The organism is Lacrimispora sp. YZC11 (assembly GCF_057543815.1).
Window position 1 is genome coordinate 418,622 of record NZ_BAAJYQ010000016.1, and the last position, 19,416, is coordinate 438,037.

General features: G+C 41.3%; 17 protein-coding genes. 5 read left to right on the forward strand and 12 right to left on the reverse strand.

Going from position 1 to position 19,416, the window contains the following annotated elements; all coding sequences use genetic code 11:
* Positions 1-3 precede the first annotated feature (3 nt).
* From AC27IJ_RS17245 to AC27IJ_RS17260, 4 genes are all read right to left on the reverse strand, one after another.
* Positions 4-1,518, reverse strand: a complete 1,515-nt coding sequence (locus AC27IJ_RS17245) for a response regulator transcription factor (protein ID WP_487149917.1) — start codon at positions 1,516-1,518, stop codon at positions 4-6.
* Positions 1,515-3,311: a sensor histidine kinase gene (locus AC27IJ_RS17250; RefSeq protein WP_312443337.1), complete on the reverse strand. Its 1,797-nt coding sequence runs from the start codon at positions 3,309-3,311 to the stop codon at positions 1,515-1,517. The genes AC27IJ_RS17245 and AC27IJ_RS17250 overlap by 4 nt, the downstream gene beginning before the upstream one ends.
* A 1-nt stretch (position 3,312) precedes the next feature.
* Positions 3,313-4,767 (reverse strand): sulfatase family protein, encoded by a 1,455-nt coding sequence (locus AC27IJ_RS17255; RefSeq protein WP_487149920.1) that lies wholly within the window; start codon positions 4,765-4,767, stop codon positions 3,313-3,315.
* Positions 4,768-5,068: 301 nt separating this feature from the next.
* Positions 5,069-5,824, reverse strand: coding sequence for a MerR family transcriptional regulator (locus tag AC27IJ_RS17260; RefSeq protein ID WP_312443333.1), 756 nt, complete (start codon positions 5,822-5,824; stop codon positions 5,069-5,071).
* Positions 5,825-5,979: 155 nt separating this feature from the next.
* On the opposite strand from AC27IJ_RS17260, the gene AC27IJ_RS17265 reads away from it, so the two are divergent.
* Both AC27IJ_RS17265 and AC27IJ_RS17270 read left to right on the forward strand, forming a co-directional pair.
* Positions 5,980-7,422, forward strand: coding sequence for an MDR family MFS transporter (locus AC27IJ_RS17265; protein ID WP_487149922.1), 1,443 nt, complete (start codon positions 5,980-5,982; stop codon positions 7,420-7,422).
* Positions 7,409-7,852, forward strand: a complete 444-nt coding sequence (locus tag AC27IJ_RS17270) for an ATP-binding cassette domain-containing protein (RefSeq protein ID WP_487149924.1) — start codon at positions 7,409-7,411, stop codon at positions 7,850-7,852. Before AC27IJ_RS17265 ends, AC27IJ_RS17270 begins: the two co-directional genes overlap by 14 nt.
* A gap of 148 nt (positions 7,853-8,000) precedes the next feature.
* On the opposite strand, the gene AC27IJ_RS17275 is transcribed toward AC27IJ_RS17270, so the two are convergent.
* Genes AC27IJ_RS17275 through AC27IJ_RS17285 form a run of 3 tightly spaced genes read right to left on the reverse strand, consistent with a single transcriptional unit; the run spans position 8,001 to position 10,090 of the window.
* Positions 8,001-8,798 (reverse strand): DUF5131 family protein, encoded by a 798-nt coding sequence (locus AC27IJ_RS17275; protein ID WP_331655682.1) that lies wholly within the window; start codon positions 8,796-8,798, stop codon positions 8,001-8,003.
* The gene (locus AC27IJ_RS17280) at positions 8,795-9,265 is read right to left on the reverse strand and encodes a VOC family protein (protein ID WP_312501744.1); all 471 of its coding nucleotides are present in this window, start codon (positions 9,263-9,265) and stop codon (positions 8,795-8,797) included. The genes AC27IJ_RS17275 and AC27IJ_RS17280 overlap by 4 nt, the downstream gene beginning before the upstream one ends.
* Positions 9,266-9,268: 3 nt before the next feature.
* Positions 9,269-10,090, reverse strand: coding sequence for a helix-turn-helix domain-containing protein (locus tag AC27IJ_RS17285; RefSeq protein ID WP_487149927.1), 822 nt, complete (start codon positions 10,088-10,090; stop codon positions 9,269-9,271).
* A 539-nt stretch (positions 10,091-10,629) separates the two neighbouring features.
* On the opposite strand from AC27IJ_RS17285, the gene AC27IJ_RS17290 reads away from it, so the two are divergent.
* The 3 genes from AC27IJ_RS17290 to AC27IJ_RS17300 all read left to right on the forward strand — a co-directional run bounded on the left by AC27IJ_RS17290 (position 10,630) and on the right by AC27IJ_RS17300 (position 13,686).
* Complete coding sequence (locus tag AC27IJ_RS17290) at positions 10,630-10,836, forward strand: helix-turn-helix transcriptional regulator (RefSeq protein WP_312443323.1); 207 nt, start codon at positions 10,630-10,632, stop codon at positions 10,834-10,836.
* Positions 10,836-11,300, forward strand: coding sequence for a hypothetical protein (locus AC27IJ_RS17295; RefSeq protein WP_487149929.1), 465 nt, complete (start codon positions 10,836-10,838; stop codon positions 11,298-11,300). The genes AC27IJ_RS17290 and AC27IJ_RS17295 overlap by 1 nt, the downstream gene beginning before the upstream one ends.
* A 307-nt stretch (positions 11,301-11,607) precedes the next feature.
* Positions 11,608-13,686, forward strand: a complete 2,079-nt coding sequence (locus AC27IJ_RS17300) for a hypothetical protein (protein ID WP_487149931.1) — start codon at positions 11,608-11,610, stop codon at positions 13,684-13,686.
* Positions 13,687-13,852: 166 nt separating this feature from the next.
* Here the strand turns inward: AC27IJ_RS17300 and pepT are convergent, their stop codons facing one another.
* The 5 genes from pepT to hisB all read right to left on the reverse strand — a co-directional run bounded on the left by pepT (position 13,853) and on the right by hisB (position 19,360).
* Positions 13,853-15,082, reverse strand: coding sequence for a peptidase T (pepT, locus tag AC27IJ_RS17305; protein ID WP_312443320.1), 1,230 nt, complete (start codon positions 15,080-15,082; stop codon positions 13,853-13,855).
* A 19-nt stretch (positions 15,083-15,101) separates the two neighbouring features.
* Positions 15,102-16,610 carry a hypothetical protein gene (locus tag AC27IJ_RS17310; protein WP_487149933.1) on the reverse strand — a complete coding sequence of 503 codons (1,509 nt, stop codon included), beginning with the start codon at positions 16,608-16,610 and terminating at the stop codon, positions 15,102-15,104.
* A gap of 121 nt (positions 16,611-16,731) precedes the next feature.
* On the reverse strand, positions 16,732-18,021 hold the full coding sequence (gene hisIE, locus AC27IJ_RS17315; protein WP_312443317.1) for a bifunctional phosphoribosyl-AMP cyclohydrolase/phosphoribosyl-ATP diphosphatase HisIE: 1,290 nt from the start codon (positions 18,019-18,021) through the stop codon (positions 16,732-16,734).
* On the reverse strand, positions 18,008-18,760 hold the full coding sequence (gene hisA / locus AC27IJ_RS17320; protein ID WP_487149936.1) for a 1-(5-phosphoribosyl)-5-[(5-phosphoribosylamino)methylideneamino]imidazole-4-carboxamide isomerase: 753 nt from the start codon (positions 18,758-18,760) through the stop codon (positions 18,008-18,010). Before hisA ends, hisIE begins: the two co-directional genes overlap by 14 nt.
* Positions 18,761-18,772: 12 nt before the next feature.
* Positions 18,773-19,360 (reverse strand): imidazoleglycerol-phosphate dehydratase HisB, encoded by a 588-nt coding sequence (gene hisB / locus AC27IJ_RS17325; RefSeq protein ID WP_312443312.1) that lies wholly within the window; start codon positions 19,358-19,360, stop codon positions 18,773-18,775.
* Between the last annotated feature and the right edge of the window lie 56 nt (positions 19,361-19,416).

Consider the following 19,416-nt stretch of genomic DNA (forward strand, 5'->3'; position numbering starts at 1 on the left):
TTTTTACTCCCCTCTTCTGTATTCATAGGGATTGACCCCATAACGTTTTTTAAAGGTTGTGGAAAAATAACTTACATTAGGATATCCTACTGATTCTCCAATCTTCTGAACACGTTCTGTTGTGTGAGACAGCAGATAGGCGGCTTTCTTAAGCCTTATCTCCGAGATAAAGGCACTATAAGTACAGCCCACCTCTTCCTTAAAGATTCTGGATAAATACTCAGGATTTAGATGGACCTTCTGGGAAACCATTTCCAGGCTGATGGCTTCACTGTAATGCTTTCTCACATAATCAACGGCTACGGCTACCCCTTTGGACAATCTTCTTTCGTCTACATCCTGATATGCTAACACATTTTTGATAAACTCTAAAACTCTGCACCGGGATTCTGCATAGTCTGTGGCTCTATAGACCCGGCTTTTTTCTTCTAAAAGCATATGATGCATCAGCTGTGCATCCTCTTCTGCAAACCGCATATATGCCATTTCCATTGCATCACAGCAAAAGGCAGTAAAACCACTGATAGGAACCCCTGTATCTTTCCTGGCTTCTTCCATGGTTTCTTCCGTTTTTCCATAAAATTTGTCGCTTTGCACATCATACAATTCCCGTCTTTTCTTTCGGAAAACAGACTCCCACTTTGATTCCTTTTTCCTGATTTCACTTCCGTTGGTCTTAGCCTGCCAAACCTTTATTTTCCCTTCATAATATCCCTGTCCCAAACCATAAACTGCCTGAACAATGGCATCGGATACACTGCTTAAATGTTCCGTTATGGTGCTGACTCCTGCCATACAGCTGTTATTTGAAACAATTGCAGAAGCATACTCATACAAAATCAGATTCTTCTTAAGCTCTGTTAAATCCCTTGCCAGATTACCAATAATCACATAGGTATATCTGTCATACTCAAAGCTAGCCACATGGCGGACATAGGCGTTCTGAGGCAGAACAAAATCTTTCATTAAATCCTGTTTCCAGACAGCTATGGAAAACAGTCCTCCATCTCTCCATCTGATATTACACTCTCTCAGCTGCCTGATATCATCCTCTTCCAATGGGCCGTCTTTTCTTAAAATATCACTGATTATGGAGTGCTGCTGCCCTGTACTCTCCGTTTCTCCGCGAACTTCTTTTGAACCCGTTCTTTTTATTTGCAGTTCCAGCTTAGAAAGCATCTCCTGAAAAGACTGTTGATTCATCTCTGTTTTCAGCAAATAATCGTCACCACCCTGGCGAATGGCTTCCCGCACCAGATCGAAATCTGCAAAAGCAGTCAGCAATATGACGATCGTTCTGGGATTCAGCTTTTTAATCTCCTTTAAAAGCTCTAAACCTCCCATGAGAGGCATTTTTATATCTGTGAATACGATATCAGCCCCTTTTTCTATAAAAATTGACAGAGCCTGCTCTCCGTTATGCGCACAGCCTGCCAGCTCACAGCCCGGATAGCTCTGAATACAAAACTGCAGCCACTCACAAATCATTCTTTCATCATCTACAATCAGTATTTTCATGCTAAATCCTCTTCACTAAAATGCTCTCTCCTTATAACAGGAAGCTTTAAAGTAACCGTTGTCCCGATTCCTGATTCGCTTTCCACAATAAGCCCATAAGAATCTCCAAAATTGATTCTGATTCGATTTAACACATTTAAGATGCCAATGGAGCCCCCGGTATGGTACTCTCTGTCCTCCAGCTGATTTCTCAGCTGCATAAGTTCCTCTTTACTCTGACCAACTCCATCGTCGGAAATGGTAATCAGAAGGCAGTCACTGGATATTGCAGACTCGACCACAATCAGCCCCGGCTCTTCCTTTGCATTAAGTCCATGAAATATAGCATTTTCCACTATTGGCTGAATAATAAGAGAAGGCACAAGGCATCCCTTTGTCTTTTCCTCTATTTCACATTCAAAATGCACTTTATCGCCATAGCGGATCTGCTGAAGCACCAGGTATTTATTTGTATTCTCAAACTCCTCTTCCAACAGAATGAAATCCGTATCTACTGACAAGGTCCTCTTTAGTAAGTCTATAAAAGCTGACATCATTAAAACCGCCTGCTTGTTATTCCCCAGTTCAATCATGCACTGAATAGAAAACAGGGTATTATAAAGAAAATGGGGATTAATCTGGGCTCTGAGAAAATCCAGCTCTGATTTCCGCTTTTTTATTTCTTTTTGCTTTACACTTTCCATCAGTTTTTTAATCTCTTTTGCCATCTCATTAAAGCTATCTTTCAATTGATTGACTTCTTCATAGCCTTTAATGTCACTGATCACATCAAAATCACCCTGCCGCACCTGATCCATCAGACTGCACAGCTTCTGGATAGGCTTTGATATCCTGCCAGATAAGTAATAAGCAGCTCCTGCTCCCGCAAAAATACAGAAGCTTAAAAGCAGGAGTAGAATGGCAATGGCCTGATGAAGAGGCTTAAAAATCACAGAACAAGGCATCTCTTCTACAATTGTCCAACCTGTCTCAGGATCATAGTAATTGGACAGCAGATAATCCTGCCCCAGTTTCCTGATCATATTGTACTGATTTATCCCATAAAACTGTCTGAAGTTTTTAACTCCAATAAAGTTTTTGCCAAGCAAAGCCTTGTCCCTGCTGGATACAATATTTCCTTTTTTATCAAAAATATAAAAATTGCTGTTTTCTTCTACAGAACTATATAAACCCTCCAGATACTTTTCATCTATATTAACCAGAATCGTACCGAGTATATTGCCCTCCAGATCCATGACCTGACGAAATGCACCGAATACATAAGGATTTTCAGTTCCTGAGCTATCAAACTTTTCCTGAAAACTGCTGATAAATACCATATCATCCTCAGAATCATAGCTTTGCCTGTACCATAACTGGCTTTCTAATCCCTGAAAGTCATAATTCCCATTTCCCCTTGATGAGTACTGAAAACCATTATTGCCCAGAATGATCACATCATAGTTTAGACCTATATCATGAAAAACCTGGTCATAGGTCTTTTTTAACTCATTAAGATAATGAATGGTATTCTGTCTATTTTCCAATAACTGATCATTTTCTTCAGATAGGTAGCTTCTCATATGCTCATCATAACGATAGAGATTGGATATGGTAATTGTATTGCTTTTTATGGTATTGGATCGTTCTGAGATCTGTTTTAATACATCGAGTCTGCTCTGTCCGATCTGATCCACCATAAGGCTTTTGATCCCTAAGAATAAAAACACAACAAAAAGAAGGGAAATCAAGGCAAAGGTAAGCCCATATCCCAGACGCAGCTGTGCCTTAAGGGTTCTAAATCCCTTTTTCATTTTATTCCTTTCCTTTTCCGTCTTTAAAATGGGTTTTCTGCATTTTTTCTTTAATATAATCATCACAGCTATGAGACGTTTTCCCCTCACTCCAGACTCCTGCCAGATTGATCTGCCCGGAACCGTATACAGCTTCTTTCGCACCATCAATCTCCGGATCTACATATTTTAAAAACCACTGTTCCAATTCATAATTCAGTTTATTTCTTATTACTGCCGCTTCCCTGTCTTCAGATAAAAGAAGATTGTGCCTCTCTCCCGGATCTTTCTCTAAATCATAAAGTTCATTAGGTCCGTAAGGGTAACGTTTAATAAATTTATATCTGGTTCCCCGTATCATTCGGTTCGGGCCATATTCATCCAATACAACAATGGATTCTGACTGAATAAACGGCTCTCCCATCATTGCAGGAAGAAAGCTTCTGCCTGGAAGATGATCTGTAAATCTGTCCTCTGCTCCGGCATATTCCAGCAGTGTAGGCATAAAATCATAAGCGGAAACCAGAGAAGAGTCTACCTTTCCCTGAGGGATGATGCCTGGCTGACTGGCTATAAAAGGAACCTTAACTGAGGATTCATACATATTGATAGGAAAGGTACCATTCCCTTTTCCCCAGAAACCATGATGACCGCAGCTGAATCCATTATCACTGGAAAACAGCACCAGAGTCTCTTCCCTGATACCCAGACGATCAAGTTCATCAAGAATACGGCCAATATTCTGATCCATAGCGGTGACTGCCGCATAATATCCCGTCTGATTGGCCTTTAAATCCTTTATAACTTCTTCTGTTAAATAAATACTATCAGGATGCTTTTCCTCCATAGGGCATGATAAAAAGGAACAGTCCTCGTAAATTTTTGTGTATTCTTTTGGATGGTTGTTTATCCATGGGGAATGAGGTGCTGTATAGCCCACATGAAGATAAAAAGATTGCTTGCCTGCATACTCTTTCATAAAAGATATGGCATCATCGGTTATCACATCAGTGACATAACCGGATTCATAGATAAGTTGTCCTTCTTTATAAAAAGGAGAATTATAATATGGGCCTCCGCCAGATTTGTGCGCAAACCAGTGTGTAAAACTCTTTTGAGAAACAGAACTCCTGCCAACGTGCCATTTTCCGGACAGGCCACATACATAACCTTCCCGTGCCAACACATCGGTATAAGCGGTCTGGCCTGACAGATATTCTATATCCTCCTGTTCTTTATTATCATCCCGAAGCCAGTCATGTATCCCATGCTGTGATGGAATTCTTCCGGTTAAAAGAGAAGCTCTGGCTGGGGAACAAACAGGGGAAGCACAGAAGAAGTTGTCAAAACGGACTCCCTCTGCTGCCAGCCTGTCCAGGTTGGGCGTAAGAATCTCCTGATTCCCGGCACAGCCCATAGCCCAGGCGCCCTGATCATCCGATAATATAAAAATGATATTGGGTTTATTTTTACTCATTTTTGTTCTCCTTACTATTAGGTTATAATAGCTGCGGCAAGTCGAACATTTACCCTAAGTATATAGAATATGGAATCAATTGTAAAGATACATTTTATGACAAGATATTTCCAACCATAAAAGACAACCGGGAGATTTATCCGGTGCTTTCACAAAGACCTTACAAATCATGTCATTCAAGATTGTTGGGGGCAGTTCAGTCAAGTCTGTGTACAGCTTACTTTGCATGTTGGTCTGTTCTGCTTCATAATCAGCGGACAATTCCTCAAAGCGAATAGAATAGATTGGACTTGCCGATTGGTTAGTGATATATATACAAAATAGCTTCATATACGAACTCTGCAAGTCCCGGTGACTTTTTGTCCAATTCTTCTTTATGAAGCAAATACGCCTGTCCGATTTTACGAATAGCCTTATCATCACAGGGAATCAATTTATTTATAAATTCCATATAAGCATTGACTGCCTCTTTTGCCACCAAGCTGTCCGGGCCATCCTTCATGGCGTTACGAAATTTCTCAAAAACTTCTCCGCAAAGAGAAATGAGCTCACCAAAATCCACGTTCATTATATTCGAGGCGCTTTTTACAAGGGATGCACGACCCGGGAATATGCCGCTTTTCACTGCCGGTAGAAAAAAATTGCTTTCCATTAACACCCGAATTTCGTCTGCATATGTCTTTTTCATTGTTTCAATTCTAATTTTATCAAAATCTCTTAGCATTGAAACATCAAAATCGTCATTCAATATTCGGTCAACTGACACCAACATTTTTTGTAATTGAGATTGTTTTTCTAAAAGAGCTTGTTTATGCTGCCGCATTATCTCTTTTTCTATTTCATTTGGATTGTCAAGCAGCAACTGAATTTCGTCAAGGGAAATTCCAAGCTCTTTATAAAATAGAATGCTCCATAAGCGGCGTAAGTTCTCGTCATCATATTGGCGGTAGCCTGATTCTTTCACCGCGCTGGGCGGTAGCAATCCGATTTCATCATAATATTGCAAGGTGCGGCGGCTTACGCCGGAGAGCTTACTCACTTCATTTACACTTTTCATTGACGTTTCCTCCTTATAAAAAACTTTCAGTTTTTTAAAACACTTGACTCGAACGTAGCGTGATAGTTTATACATTATAATAAATAAAGAATGGCGTTTTGTAAAGTAAAAATATTATGAACAAAAACGCCGCACGTAATGAGGAGGATTTATTTATGATGAGTAAGAGTGAAAAAGCTGCGAAACTTGAGCCGATTCCAAAGAACATCATGAACATTGCTTGGATTTTAGTGCTTGGAGCAGTTATGCCGCTACTTGATTCAACAATGGTTAACATTGCCATCAAGCATTTGAGTAATGATTTCAGTATCGGACTTGATTTAATTCAATGGGTAATTACAGGTTATGTGTTAGCTATGGCAATTTCAGTGCCGCTTGTTGGTTGGATGGTTCAACGTTTCAATGGTAAATGGTTAATGATTGGCGCAAATATATTATTCTTAGCTGCTTCAATTGCTTCGGGACTTAGTTGGAATATCCATTCATTGATTGTTTTTCGGGTTATTCAAGGTTTCAGCTCCGGTTTTATTGTGACATTGGTGACTACTTTGTGTGTTGAAGTCGCCGGAAGGGATAGAATGGGACGTCTGATGTCAACCATTGGTATCCCGACGGTCTTGGGTCCAATCCTCGGCCCGGTTATTGGTGCTGTGATTGTCCAATTCTTATCATGGCGTTACATTTTCTTTGTCAACATTCCAATTGGTATTCTTGCCATCACTTTGATGATTTTGAAACTGCCTGATTTCACGCCGGCTAACATGAAAGCCAAATTCGACTTCATTGGTATCATTTTATTGGGCGCCGCTTCATCTTCCTTGATTTATGGGATTACGAAAGCGGCGAAAAGTGCCACATTTAACAACAGCACGACGATTGGTTTTGTTGTTGCCGGGGTTGCAATTTTAGTCATATACATGATTTACGCAGCTATTAAAAAGGAACAAGCAATTCTCCCATTGCGCTTGTTTAAGTCGAAAAATTTCAGTGCCGTCATGGTTGGCTTGTTCCTTGCAGGGATTGCCACCAACGGTCCAATGTTATTATTACCTTTGTTTTTCCAAAACATTAAGGGCTTCTCGGTTTTGAGTGCCGGATTATTATTGATTCCGCAAGGTGTCGGTATGCTGGTTGCCCGCCCATTGATTGGCAGGCTAACTGATAAATTGGGTGCGCGTAATGTAGTTTTGGTAAGTCTGGCACTCGCCGCCGTCGGTACGATTCCATTTGTTTTCTTCAATGAGGCATCTTCACTCATTGTTGTGAGTGTTGTCTTATTTGTTCGCGGTATGGGTATCGGCGGCGTCACCATTCCGATGATGACTGATGCATACACCGGTATGGTCAAACAAGAAATCGCGCAAGCCAGTGTCGGAACCAGGCTCATGCAAAATATTGGCGGTGCGTTTGGTTCAGCAGTGCTTGCAACGGTTGTTAGCATTTCAATCCAAGGTAGCGCACCAACGATTCCTCTTATGACCACTGCTTACCACAATGGTTTCAAGTTAGCCTTAGTCCTTTGCCTGGTATTGCTCATTCCAACTTTGTTCTTAACTAACAAAAAATCAAAAAGGAGTATGTTTAATGGAAAAAAGTAACCGCAATGGTGCTGTGATACAACTGGATGACCTCACAAAGACATTTGACGAGTATCATGCCGTCAACAATGTTTCATTGGAGGTAAACAAAGGTGAAATATTCGGATTTGTTGGCCTGAATGGAGCCGGGAAATCCACTACAATCCATATGATGCTGTCGCTGTTAAAACCCACCTCCGGCAGCGTTTATTTACTGGGGAGTAAGGTTGACTTCGGAAGTTACGGATTGTGGGGAAATGTTGGTTTTTTGGAGGAAGCGAGCTATTATCCGGGGCTTACCGTTGAAGAAAACCTGGACATTGCCCGCCGTATGCAGATGCTTCCCGACAGACAATGTATCACTCGTATTATACGAAAACTTGGTCTGGAGACAGGAATAACAGGGTTTGTCGGAACAGTTGCATGGTGGAGATTTACGGAACAACAATAGATTATAAGGAGAAAGTTTTATGCGTTCAATGATCACAGTAGATGAGCTTGTCCACGCTTTCCAAAACCTACTCGCGAAAGGGTTTACGTAGATATCTTCATATGTTTTACTATGCCATCACCTCGAGCTAAATTGGCCCAAAGTTCTATCAAAACAATCTTTTTCCATCTAAAATATTTATATCAAGCTCTTTCGCCATACTGGTTTGCTTAAATGGATTTATTTTTTCCACTATGCCATTATGTTTAAAAAGTGAGCCTGTATTTTTGAACCAAAATGTTACATTTGCTTTTACGCATTGTTCGCGGATATTAAGTACCCAATCATAATCACATTCACGAGCTTCTCGTCCCGTTTCACCGCCAACTGTAACATGGTCTACTCCATGAAGATACGGTGTTAAATCTATTGCTTCTAAAAGTGGGGAGCAGGCTATAAAACGCCGCTTTATCGGATAGGATAAGAATAATGGAAGTCTATAATCTGTTAATTCTTGATTTTCGACAGTACATCCAATATTCACATTGTCATATCCTGCGCCCCAATCTGATGGAAGTGATACAAGGAAACGGTCAATTCGCTTTGTCAAAATCAAAAATTCTATGTCTGTTCTTTTCTTGATGATAGCCCAAACTTCTTTGCGCCATTCATCCGCTTCGGGAAGAAAAAAGTCAGTAGCAAAACAGGTCGCAAGAATTTTATTTCCTTTAATGTTGTATTCGCCTTTTGCAGTTTTCCTTATAGGCCAATCAAATTTATCTGTTTTTTGTATTGTATTTTGACCGTAGCGTTTCGCATGTGGCCCGTAAAAATAACAATTTGTGCAGCCATCACTTATTTTGTAACAACCTGTCCAGGGCTCCCAGTTCATAGGCACTCTCCTTATTGTTCTGGTTTTTTTGGCACAAACATGCGGCTTTGATTTACCAAAGCCGCCATGTGTCATATATCAAAGCACGACGCATACTGTTTCACGACTTCGACGGGGAACATAGTGCGCTTAGCAACTTCTTCTGACGTCATGCTCTGACTAAAAAAGCGTTTGATAACCGTATTCATATCCTCTGCAATCTCCACAATATGTTTGTCCGGGTCATATACTCGAAGGTCACGCTGCCCCCATGGATATTCCTTGATTTCATGTACCCATTGCAAGCTGGATATGCTTTTCATTTCGGCGTACACTTTGTCTAAATCTTCCACTTCAAAATAGACTTGAAAGTTGTGTGACTGTTCTTTCACACTCTTAATTGCTACCCCAATGAGTTCGGCATATCCTTGTTGCAGAGAAAAACCCTCAAAGGTTACATGTACGCCAATATCCATTACAACGTTTTGATGAAGCACTTTTTCATAAAAGTCCTTAGAAGCGGATATATCCCTAACCGCTAAAAGACAACCTTGATATTTCATTTTTCATTCCTCCTCTGAGGATATTGTATTGTATATTTCCGTTCCGTCATAGTAAAAATCCGACATAGTTTTCAAATATTTTTGAGGGGTAACACCACTAATAGCCTTGAAATCTTTATCAAAATGGGCTTGGTCGAAATATCCGGCTTGTTGCGACAATGCTGCAAAAAAGCAAGGCGATTTTTGAATGTGCTTTAACACATAGTTAAAACGAGTTAAGCGTGCATAGTTCTTAATATTCATTCCGATTTGTGTAAGAAACAAGCGGTTTAGTTGTCGCTCGCTATAACTAGATTGCCGGGCGACTTCATTCACTTGTACTTGTCCATGGCTATCAGAAATCACTGTGGTGGCTAATAACAAAGCGTCCGAAATAAGGGGCTTTTCCATGCGCCTATATAATATTTTTTCACAAGTATTTACCAACTCTATTGCGGTTTTTGACATTAAAAAGGCTTGATACAACGAATTAAAAATCTCGTTGTCGATGTCTGCAAGCGAAAGGCGCTTGCCCGCAAGCTCCGCTTGGCTTTGACGTGTGATTTGATACAAACCATAGGGCGAAAGTTGGATAAGCAATAGGACATGGTAACTATTTGGTTCCATCCCTAGCAAAACAGGTGTTAGGGATGCTCCCCATAGTTCAGCAATTACAGCGGTTCCATCGAAGGCAAGCGACAATGTTCCGCAAGCATTAGGCATAAGCGTATAGTGTGCCATGAACGTATCACTCGCTGGAAATACGATGTTGTAATATAGAATATATTTTCTCAGCCCCACATGCGAGGGAAACAAATTGAATTGCTTGTCATTTTTGATAATCAAATTGTTTCCCCCTTGCTTTTCAAAGTAAAATTTCACAGGTAACAGCTTTTTTATTATATCATATATTTCTTTTTCACTCTACTGTTTTCAATATTGGAACATCTTAAAAGCGTCCTTGCAATCAGCCGTTTTCAGGCTTTCCTCCAAACGGCAAGCAGGGCAAGTGTATAGACACTTGCACATTTACGAGATTTTCCACTACGGGAAAACTCGAAAATTGCTTGTTAGGATAGCCACCCCAACCCCGGCTAATGTTGCGTCATTCGCTGTCACTCATTCCTTGTTCAACTTCGGGCCAACTTGGCCCTGAGTCCTGTATGTACCCCATCTTCTAATTTCTCTACAAAGTAAAACAAGGTATCGTTTCAATCAAACGATACCTTGTTTTCAGACATTTTACTTGGCACCACCAATAAACAGTTTAAGTTTTTTTACTGTCATATGAATGGCTGCCTAAAGGTACCTCTTTTTATAATTTACATATGTATAGTTGACTTTACATGTAAAATCAACTATACTATAACTGAAAGGAGGCAACTATGGAAACACTATCTAATACCGTAAAAGAACTACGAGTACAAAAAGATATATCGCAGGGAAAACTGGCTGAACTTGTTGGCGTTACTAGACAAACAATCATTTCTTTGGAAAAAGGCAGTTATGTGCCTTCTCTGCTTTTGGCTATGCGGATATCTGAGGTACTAGAAACACCTATTGAACAAATATTTAAGAAGGAGGACATCTAATGAAAAAAACTATATTTATAAGTGTTGGTAACACAATATTATTTCTACTGTTTGGCCTGGCTTTTTTATTTCCTTTTTCAGAAATTTACCAGGTTGAAAACACCGGATTTAGCGGGACTATTTCAATCTATCCCATACTATTGATTATTTACCTTATTATATATCCAGTTGTTTATTATACCATTGGAAAAATACTTAAATGGAACAAAAAAGATAATTCCGAATTGTCATATGCAGACGAACGAGAAAAAGTAATTGTATCCGAAGCGGCGAAAACATCATATAAAATATTGGTTGGTGGTTTGATTATCATCATAGCAATAATTGGGGGAGTTCGATTTTTCTCACTGTTTACGCATGAAAATATCAGTATATATTTTGTTAGCGTATTACTACTGACAATATTACTTGTTATATCCACAGTTTTGTATTGTATTAAATGGTGTATGGAATATCGCAGGTAGCATTGCACTGAAATTTATACTACTATGCAAAATTAAGGTGGTGCTTTTTAAGGGTCTTCGTCAATACCTCGAACTTGGTCCGGAGTCCCGGAGCACCGCTTGATCGAAATGTAATTATTGAGCTTGTTAGAATACAATCCTGTTAACGGTCTGCAGGTGGCCAGCAAGCTGTATTTATGAAAGTAAACAGGATCTTTACATGCATAGCATAATGGAAATTGGTTTTGATAATCATATTATTTCTTGTGATAAGATAACAAATTGAGTATAATAAAAAATAGATAACAGGAAAAATGGAGGGATTACAATGGCACTTCAGCCTACCAATGCTGGAATCAATTATCAACAGCGGATAGCTGCTCAATTTTTAGCTCTTATGCTAACAGATTCCTACTTGGATTCTTGGTTACCAGGGAGTAATGGAAATATCGAGTCAATACGTTTTGAAAGCAACGATGAAATAGACGACTTAGTGTTGGAAAACAATTTGGGCGACATCTATTACATTCAGGCTAAACGTTCGTTATCACTTAGTGATAGGCCGGATAGCCAATTTTATAAAGTCGCCTTTCAGTTTGTGGGAGAGTATCTAACCGGCATTAACAAAGGAAAGTATTATTTAGCCGTATCGTCAGATAGTTCCGGGACTATTAATAATAGGCTTCGCAGGCTTCTCAACAACGTTCGGAGAAATCGGAAAATTGAAAACCTATGTCTCAACAAATCTGATAATGATATTTTAAATACTTTTTTTTCTTCAATTCGTTTGGCATATAAAAATCATATAGACGCTGAAATTGATTTACCCACGCTATTGTGTCTTTGCGAGCGTATCTATATCGTTGTATTTGATATAGAGGATGGGCTAAGCGGAGAAATGGCCTGCAAAATGTTGTTAGCTTCTTTTAATTCGAAACAATACGACTTTTTGTGGCGCTCACTAATTGTAGATTCACTTGACTTCGCTACTAACCGGAGTATAGCAACACGGTCTTATATTCAGGACAAATATAGTTGCTCTGCAATGCTAAAAAAGAAAGAAAAATTCTTCACTCCCGCCTTAGATGGTGAAGCCCAAATTGGATACGACGTTGTGCTAGGGCGGTCCCATCAATTACTTGAATTTATAAAAAAAGATTCTGATAATTTACAGCAATTCAGCGAAGACTCGTTGATGCTTCTTCAACTATACAGATTCGATGAAACCGGAAAAAAACAGATATCACAATTTTATCCGGACAATCGCTTAATAATGCCTGGCGAAATAGAAGTTGAAGTCATTCATCGATGTTCTTCAATTACTGGTATGGAACGATATTTAGAAACCTGTAGGCCAGAGGGTACATCTATCATCAGCATGTTAGGACATGGCGACGGCCAGGAAGATCATTTTCCAGAAGCACAGTTACATAAGAAATGGGTTACGGAGCAGTTGACCAAAGAAACAAATTTATATTGTATTCATTGTGAAGAACCAATTGCCGGGAAAGAAAGCTACATGTTAGAAATCGACAATGTTGCAGAGTCTTTAAAAATAGGCTGCGCACATGTTGAATGTACCCGGCCTGTTGATAGAGTCTTGGGACTAGTTAAGGGACCAGTTTTTGATGGATACTCCTATCTAAAATCTTTTGATTATGCATTCTGGTCAAAGGCAAAGGGTCAGCGGCTATTAGAGCAACTCAAAGCTATGGGAATTCATAACAGTCACATTCTATGGAATAATGATATACAACCGGCAATGAAGGGCCGATACTGTATAAAAGCCAACTTGGAAAATGGTGATAATACCTATGTGACTCAACGCGGCTATGTCGTAAGAGGTGCTCATGCGTATATAGAATCACAGGTCGACTTACATAACTTATTATTAAATCAATTGACGGAAGATCCATTTGGATATACAAGCTTTTCAAACGCATATGGTAATTATTCTAGTTTGGTAGATAAACTAGAGGTTGGTGAAGAATTTAGGCAATGCCTCTCCTTTGAATGTGTTCCTTTCACTTCCACCATACATGAATTGTTTGATGTAGAGGGAGATTACTATACTCCATTAGTTTATTTGACGGTCAAAGATTCTATTGCTGTATTGGACGGCTACATTTTTATGCTATCAAGTCCATTAGACTTGCAAAAGTATCTTAATAATTGGAAAGAAAAAATGGGATACGATCTAGGCGGCGATTATTGTGTAGTCACTGTGAAGAATGATGCAGAATTTGATAGGTTTATGCAAGAAGCCACGGATGTTTCTATTAAAATAGTGGTAGATCCTTGGTTCGGGAATCATGCAGACTTAGTTAGAGGATATTTTATTGATTCCTATGATATGGAAATCCAGCAAGGATTAGATAAGCGGTTGGTAGAAGGACCGTTAGAATAGATGTTTACAAAAACTCGCGGCCTCTGCATGCCTAACGAAACAGTTCTCCATGTTCATAACATCAAAAATGGCAGGAGCCGGGTAAACTTGGCTCCCACCATTGATTTTTCCTTCATATTCCACTTGTGTTTCTCAGATTGTCGCCATCAGGATGCCATTTGCCTCTTTATTCTCTTTCCGTAAATTTCTCCACGATTTTTAGAAGAAGCTCTACCACTTTTTCCATGGACTGAATCGGGATAAATTCGAACTTACCGTGGAAGTTATAGCCTCCTGTGCACAGGTTCGGACAGGGAAGGCCCTCATAGGACAAACGGGCACCATCCGTACCTCCGCGGATAGGCGTTACCATAGGCTCTATTCCGATATCCTCCATAGAAGCCTTTGCTACGTCGATCAGGTACATATGGGGCTGGATTTTTTCCTTCATGTTATAGTAACTGTCTTTTAGTGTAAGCTCTATGGTCCCTGCCAGATAGCGTTTGTTGAGATATTCCGCCACCCGCTCCATAAATGCCTTTTTCTCTTCAAATCTCTCTTTGCTGTGATCCCGGATAATATAATCCAAACGGGCTTCCTCCACCGTTCCGAACATGGAATCCAAATGGTAAAATCCCTCATATCCTTCTGTGTACATAGGATTCTCAGCGGATGGAAGCATGTTGTGAAACTCCATAGCCATCAGCAGGGCGTTCCTCATTCTTCCTTTGGAAGACCCCGGGTGTATGCTGGAGCCATGGACAATGATTCTTGCAGAAGCCGCATTGAAATTCTCATACTCCAATTCCCCTAATCCGCCGCCGTCAACGGTATAAGCCACATCTGCTCCAAAGCCTTTTACATCAAAGAAATCTGCTCCTCTTCCAACCTCTTCATCCGGTGTAAAGCCAATGCGGATTGTTCCATGAGGTATCTCCGGGTGTGATAATAGATACTCTGCCATAGCCATGATTTCAGCAACTCCGGCCTTGTCATCCGCCCCAAGCAGGGTTGTGCCGTCTGTTGTAATGATATCCTGTCCCTTGTATTTTAAAAGATCCGGAAAATCACTGGTTTTCATGACCAGACCGGTTTCCTTATTCATCTGAATATCGCCGCCGTCATAATTTTTTACGATCTGCGGCTTTACTCCTGCCCCGGAATATGCAGGAGCTGTGTCCATGTGGGCAATAAAGCCAAGTACCGGGACAGCCTTATCTGTAGTAGCAGGTATGGTGGCATACACGTAGCTGTGCTCATCCACCATCACATTCTCCGCTTTCATAGCCTTAAGCTGGGATGCCAGTTCCATAGCCAATACCCGCTGCTTTTCCGTACTGGGAACTGCCTCCATATCCTCCTTAGACTGGGTGTCAAAGGATATATACTTTAAAAAATTATCTAATACTTGTGACATAATAAAATCGCCTCTTTTTCTAAAATTTATTTTTCATAGTTAAAATGGCTTTAATAGCGCTTGCCGCGGACCATACGGACAAGCCGTATCCTATGGCAAGGTCAATGAAAAATCCTCTCCACATATCCGTATCAGACATCAGTTTTCCAAAATTTGAGAAAACATAAGCCAAAGTTTCAAAACTGGCTTCATATTGGAAGTATGCCCTTGTCATGGATACTGCATAATCCAAAAGATTGGCCCCGGCAATCATTCCGGCTGTTATGATGAGGCAGATGACGGCTCCCTTTTTGTCCAATGAGCCTCCAAGCTTCTGGTAGCCGCTTAAGGCTAGTTTCAACATAACAAATCCGGCAATTCCGGCAACAAATCCCACCTGACCGATGAGGACCCACAGCCCAACTCCCAAAAGAGAGGCAAACAGCGCACCGATCACACCCAAAAGCGGATTGGACGGCTTCTCCTCCAGAGCGGCGGATACTTGAAGGACTGCTTCAGGATCCGTATTTTCAAGACTCATGTGATATTTACCAATCAGATAATCTTCCGGCAATTCCTCTTTTTTATCTGCAATTTTCCTCTTTACCTGGCTGGTGAGTTCCTGGAACGCTTCCTTGTTCTTTTGTCTTCCTCCCTTTTCCATAGCAAGGGTATGGTGTTGTTGATCCTTTGTTTCAACCATAAGCCTTTTTCCTGTTACAGGAGAAGTATCGTAAATCCGCTCAATATCCACATATGAGATGATATCAAATCCCTCTGCATTGGTGATGATATAATCATTTGTCAAATAAAGCTGTTCCTTTTCATAGGAAGAGGTAAGGGGATCATTAAGCTGTCTGTCTAATACAAGCAGCTTTTCTCCCGGCCATGCCTTTAACGTAGACCGGCTTCTCTTAAATTTCCGGCTGTTTAAATTCCCTGCCAAAATCAGGGTTCCTGCCAGGGCAGCCATAAATCCATACGAAAAAAAGAGCGAAACCGTTCCAGAAGCATTGGAGACCGGTTTTCTGGTGGTATCTAAATAGTATTCTCCGAAATAATCCGAAAAATTATCCTCCGTTACAAGTTCCTCTCCCCACATGTCATTGTAGCTTTCGATGGCATATTCCCGGATATCATCCTCAATGGGCGATGATATGCCGTAAAATGTCACCGGCTCCGGCGCTTCCTCTGATTCATCGTACAAATAGGATTGGATCTTTAAATATTCCTCAGCCAGGTCTCCATGGAGCTCTACAATATATGGTAAAAGGTTTTCATCATAAGCAAAGTAATAATGATTAGTTTCTTTAAAATCCGATGCAAATTCCTGGGTCATCATCTGGGCATTTAAACTGCTGTAAATATCTGCTCCGTCATAGACATGAAACTCCGTCGGTTCCGCAGCAGGTTTCGTATTTCCCAAAAGCTTCATTCCCATTCCTGCCCCCAAAAAAGAAACGGCAGTGATATACAGGAAAACAACCGGTATCACCCAGTGGTAAATCCGTGTCATCCGTTTCATCCTACTTGTCATCTGTTCTTTCATACCATAGCCTCCCATAATTTCCATTTTTTTATTATATCATGGAACAACCAGGCTGTCCATGGCTCTATGTACACAAAAAACGCTGGAAAAGTGAGCATCCTTTCCAGCGTTTTTATTAAGTTCAGCGGTTGGACAGTTCCCTGGTAATATCTTCCCAGGATATGCCTTTATAAGCCATCAGCACCATCATATGATAAAGAAAATCTGATATTTCGTATTTTACTTCCTCCGGATTTGGATTTTTGGCCGCTATGACAATTTCCGTTGACTCTTCTCCCAGCTTTTTTAATATCTTATCAAGGCCTTTGTCAAACAGGTAATTAGTATAGGAACCTTCCTTTGGATTCGTCTTTCTGTCAAGAATTACTTTAAATACCTCTTCAAACACTTTTAAAGGATTGCTCTCCTGATACTCCTTTTTTACCAGACTCTGATAAAAACAGCTTCTAGCTCCTGTATGGCAGGCAGCTCCGATCTGGTTCACTTTCGCTAACAGCGTATCATTGTCACAATCCAGGGCCAGAGACTTCACATACTGATAGTGGCCGGAGGTTTCCCCCTTCCGCCAAAGGCTTCTGCGGCTTCTGCTGTAATAGGTCATGCAGCCGGTTTTAAGGGTTTCCTTAAAGGCCTCTTCGTTCATATAGGCCAGCATGAGCACTTCTCCTGTCCTGTAATCCTGGGCGATCACAGGAATCAGCCCATCATTATTCAGTTTAAACTGGTCAAAGCTTATCTGGCTTTCAAACGTATCTACTCCGATTCCCAGGGCTTTAAGATCCTGCTTCAAATCCATACAGCTTACTTCCACATCAAAGCTTCCCACAAGACCTTCCACGTTCTCCACTCCAAGAGCATAGGCAAAGAGCTCCGCATCTTCCCCACAGCCGGTGATCAAAAAGGACTCCTCACAGGCCGAAACGGCCTGAAGCTTTTCCTCAGTGACCTCGGCATCACCCAGGATCATGACGGAGGCTCCCAGCTGGGCATATTCCTTGGTCCGTTCCAAATACGAACAGTCCGGAAGATAAGCATAAATCTTATCATCTCCGAACCGGTCCACCGCCTCCTTCATCAAATCCACATTTTCATCCAGGCTTACATCTAGAAACGCTGCCTTTGCGCCTGCGTATAGGTATTTCTTCACATCCTCCAGCCGCCTGACTCTTCCCCCTAAAATCACTGGAATATCAGACAGCCTTGCAATCTCCTTCATAAGGCCGATTGTCCCTTCATGATCTTCCTCTGTCTCAGACAGATCATACAGAAAAAGCTCATCAGCCCCGCTGTCTCCATAAAAACAGGCCAGTGTCAAAAGATTATTCCCATAGCACGTCTTTTGGTCATCAAGCCTGACTGCCTTCCCCTCCCGGATTCCAAAACCTGCAATTAGTTTTTTATACTCCATCATCATATCCTCCCTGATGATCCTGCTTTTCAAAGGCTTCAATGGCTTCTTTTAAATCGATCCGTTTTTCATACAACGCTTTTCCGATGATCGCACCACGGACACCTGCATGGAAAAGCTGCCTTAAATCTTCCATGGAAGACATTCCGCCGGAGGCAATGATATCCATTCCGGTTTCTTCCGTCAGCTTTTTCGTATACTCCACATTTGGGCCCGTCAGCATCCCGTCCCTGGATATGTCGGTGTAAACGATATGGCGGACGCCGTATTCCTTCATCCTGCCGCAAAGCTCTGATGTAGAAATTCCGCTGATCTTTTCCCAGCCTTCCACCGCCACCATTCCATCCTTTGCATCAACGCCTGCCACGATCCGATCCTGCCCGAACTTTTTCACCATGTCCCGGATAAATTCCGGATTCTCGACGGCTTTTGTCCCGATGATCACCCTGGCTACTCCCAGGGAAAGCATGGATTCAATTGCCTCTTCGCTTCGGATGCCGCCGCCAATCTCGATTGGTATGGAAACGGTATCCGCTATTTTTTTGATCACCTTATCATTCACAGAACGGCCGGCCAAAGCCCCGTCTAAATCCACAAGATGAAGAAACGTGGCTCCCTGGGACTGCCAGAGTGCAGCTACCTCCTCCGGCTTGTGGGAATAAACGGTGATCTCCTTAAATTCTCCCTGTTTTAAACGGACGCATTGCCCGTCTTTTAAGTCAATTGCTGGATAAAGCTGCATATGGATTCTCCTTTATAATGTTCCCTTTGTAGACAGTACCCCTGTGATTCTTGGATCAGGGGATGTTGCCTCATCCAAGGCCTTTGCAAATGCTTTGAAGGTTCCCTCGATCACATGGTGGTTATTCTCTCCTGCCAGTTTTCTGATATGCAGGTTCATTTCAGAAGCATAAGAAACAGCGTAGAAAAATTCCTTCAGCATTTCTGTTTCAAAATCCCCCACCCGTTCCCCGGTAAGCAAAACATCGTAGCCTAAATATGGTCTGCCGGATAGGTCAACAGCACAAAGAATCAGAGTTTCATCCATGGGGAGGATTATGCTGCCGTAGCGCTTGATGGACTTTTTATCACCAAGAGACTGCTTGATGGCAGTTCCCAGGACAATGCCTGTGTCTTCAACCGTATGGTGGGTATCCACCTCAAGATCTCCTTTTACCGACAGGGTTAAGTCAAAAAAACCATGACGGGCAAAGCTGTTTAACATGTGATCAAAAAATCCAATCCCCGTATGGATGTCAGCCTTTCCGCTGCCGTCTAAATCAAGGTTCAGCCGGATATCTGTCTCACGGGTTATCCGGGAAATCTCTGCACTTCGTCCCATCTTTTAGCCTTCTTTCTTTGCTTTATTGTTGGTTAGTCCGCAGTGGCGCTCGTAAA

What these genes read in the sequence shown, in the direction of transcription:
- AC27IJ_RS17245 (WP_487149917.1), bottom strand. Translation starts at nt 1,518, where the DNA reads ATGAAAATACTGATTGTAGATGATGAAAGAATGATTTGTGAGTGGCTG.
- AC27IJ_RS17250 (WP_312443337.1), bottom strand. Translation starts at nt 3,311, where the DNA reads ATGAAAAAGGGATTTAGAACCCTTAAGGCACAGCTGCGTCTGGGATAT.
- AC27IJ_RS17255 (WP_487149920.1), bottom strand. Translation starts at nt 4,767, where the DNA reads ATGAGTAAAAATAAACCCAATATCATTTTTATATTATCGGATGATCAG.
- AC27IJ_RS17260 (WP_312443333.1), bottom strand. Translation starts at nt 5,824, where the DNA reads ATGAAAAGTGTAAATGAAGTGAGTAAGCTCTCCGGCGTAAGCCGCCGC.
- AC27IJ_RS17265 (WP_487149922.1), top strand. Translation starts at nt 5,980, where the DNA reads ATGATGAGTAAGAGTGAAAAAGCTGCGAAACTTGAGCCGATTCCAAAG.
- AC27IJ_RS17270 (WP_487149924.1), top strand. Translation starts at nt 7,409, where the DNA reads ATGGAAAAAAGTAACCGCAATGGTGCTGTGATACAACTGGATGACCTC.
- AC27IJ_RS17275 (WP_331655682.1), bottom strand. Translation starts at nt 8,798, where the DNA reads ATGACACATGGCGGCTTTGGTAAATCAAAGCCGCATGTTTGTGCCAAA.
- AC27IJ_RS17280 (WP_312501744.1), bottom strand. Translation starts at nt 9,265, where the DNA reads ATGAAATATCAAGGTTGTCTTTTAGCGGTTAGGGATATATCCGCTTCT.
- AC27IJ_RS17290 (WP_312443323.1), top strand. Translation starts at nt 10,630, where the DNA reads ATGGAAACACTATCTAATACCGTAAAAGAACTACGAGTACAAAAAGAT.
- AC27IJ_RS17295 (WP_487149929.1), top strand. Translation starts at nt 10,836, where the DNA reads ATGAAAAAAACTATATTTATAAGTGTTGGTAACACAATATTATTTCTA.
- AC27IJ_RS17300 (WP_487149931.1), top strand. Translation starts at nt 11,608, where the DNA reads ATGGCACTTCAGCCTACCAATGCTGGAATCAATTATCAACAGCGGATA.
- pepT (WP_312443320.1), bottom strand. Translation starts at nt 15,082, where the DNA reads ATGTCACAAGTATTAGATAATTTTTTAAAGTATATATCCTTTGACACC.
- AC27IJ_RS17310 (WP_487149933.1), bottom strand. Translation starts at nt 16,610, where the DNA reads ATGAAAGAACAGATGACAAGTAGGATGAAACGGATGACACGGATTTAC.
- hisIE (WP_312443317.1), bottom strand. Translation starts at nt 18,021, where the DNA reads ATGATGGAGTATAAAAAACTAATTGCAGGTTTTGGAATCCGGGAGGGG.
- hisA (WP_487149936.1), bottom strand. Translation starts at nt 18,760, where the DNA reads ATGCAGCTTTATCCAGCAATTGACTTAAAAGACGGGCAATGCGTCCGT.
- hisB (WP_312443312.1), bottom strand. Translation starts at nt 19,360, where the DNA reads ATGGGACGAAGTGCAGAGATTTCCCGGATAACCCGTGAGACAGATATC.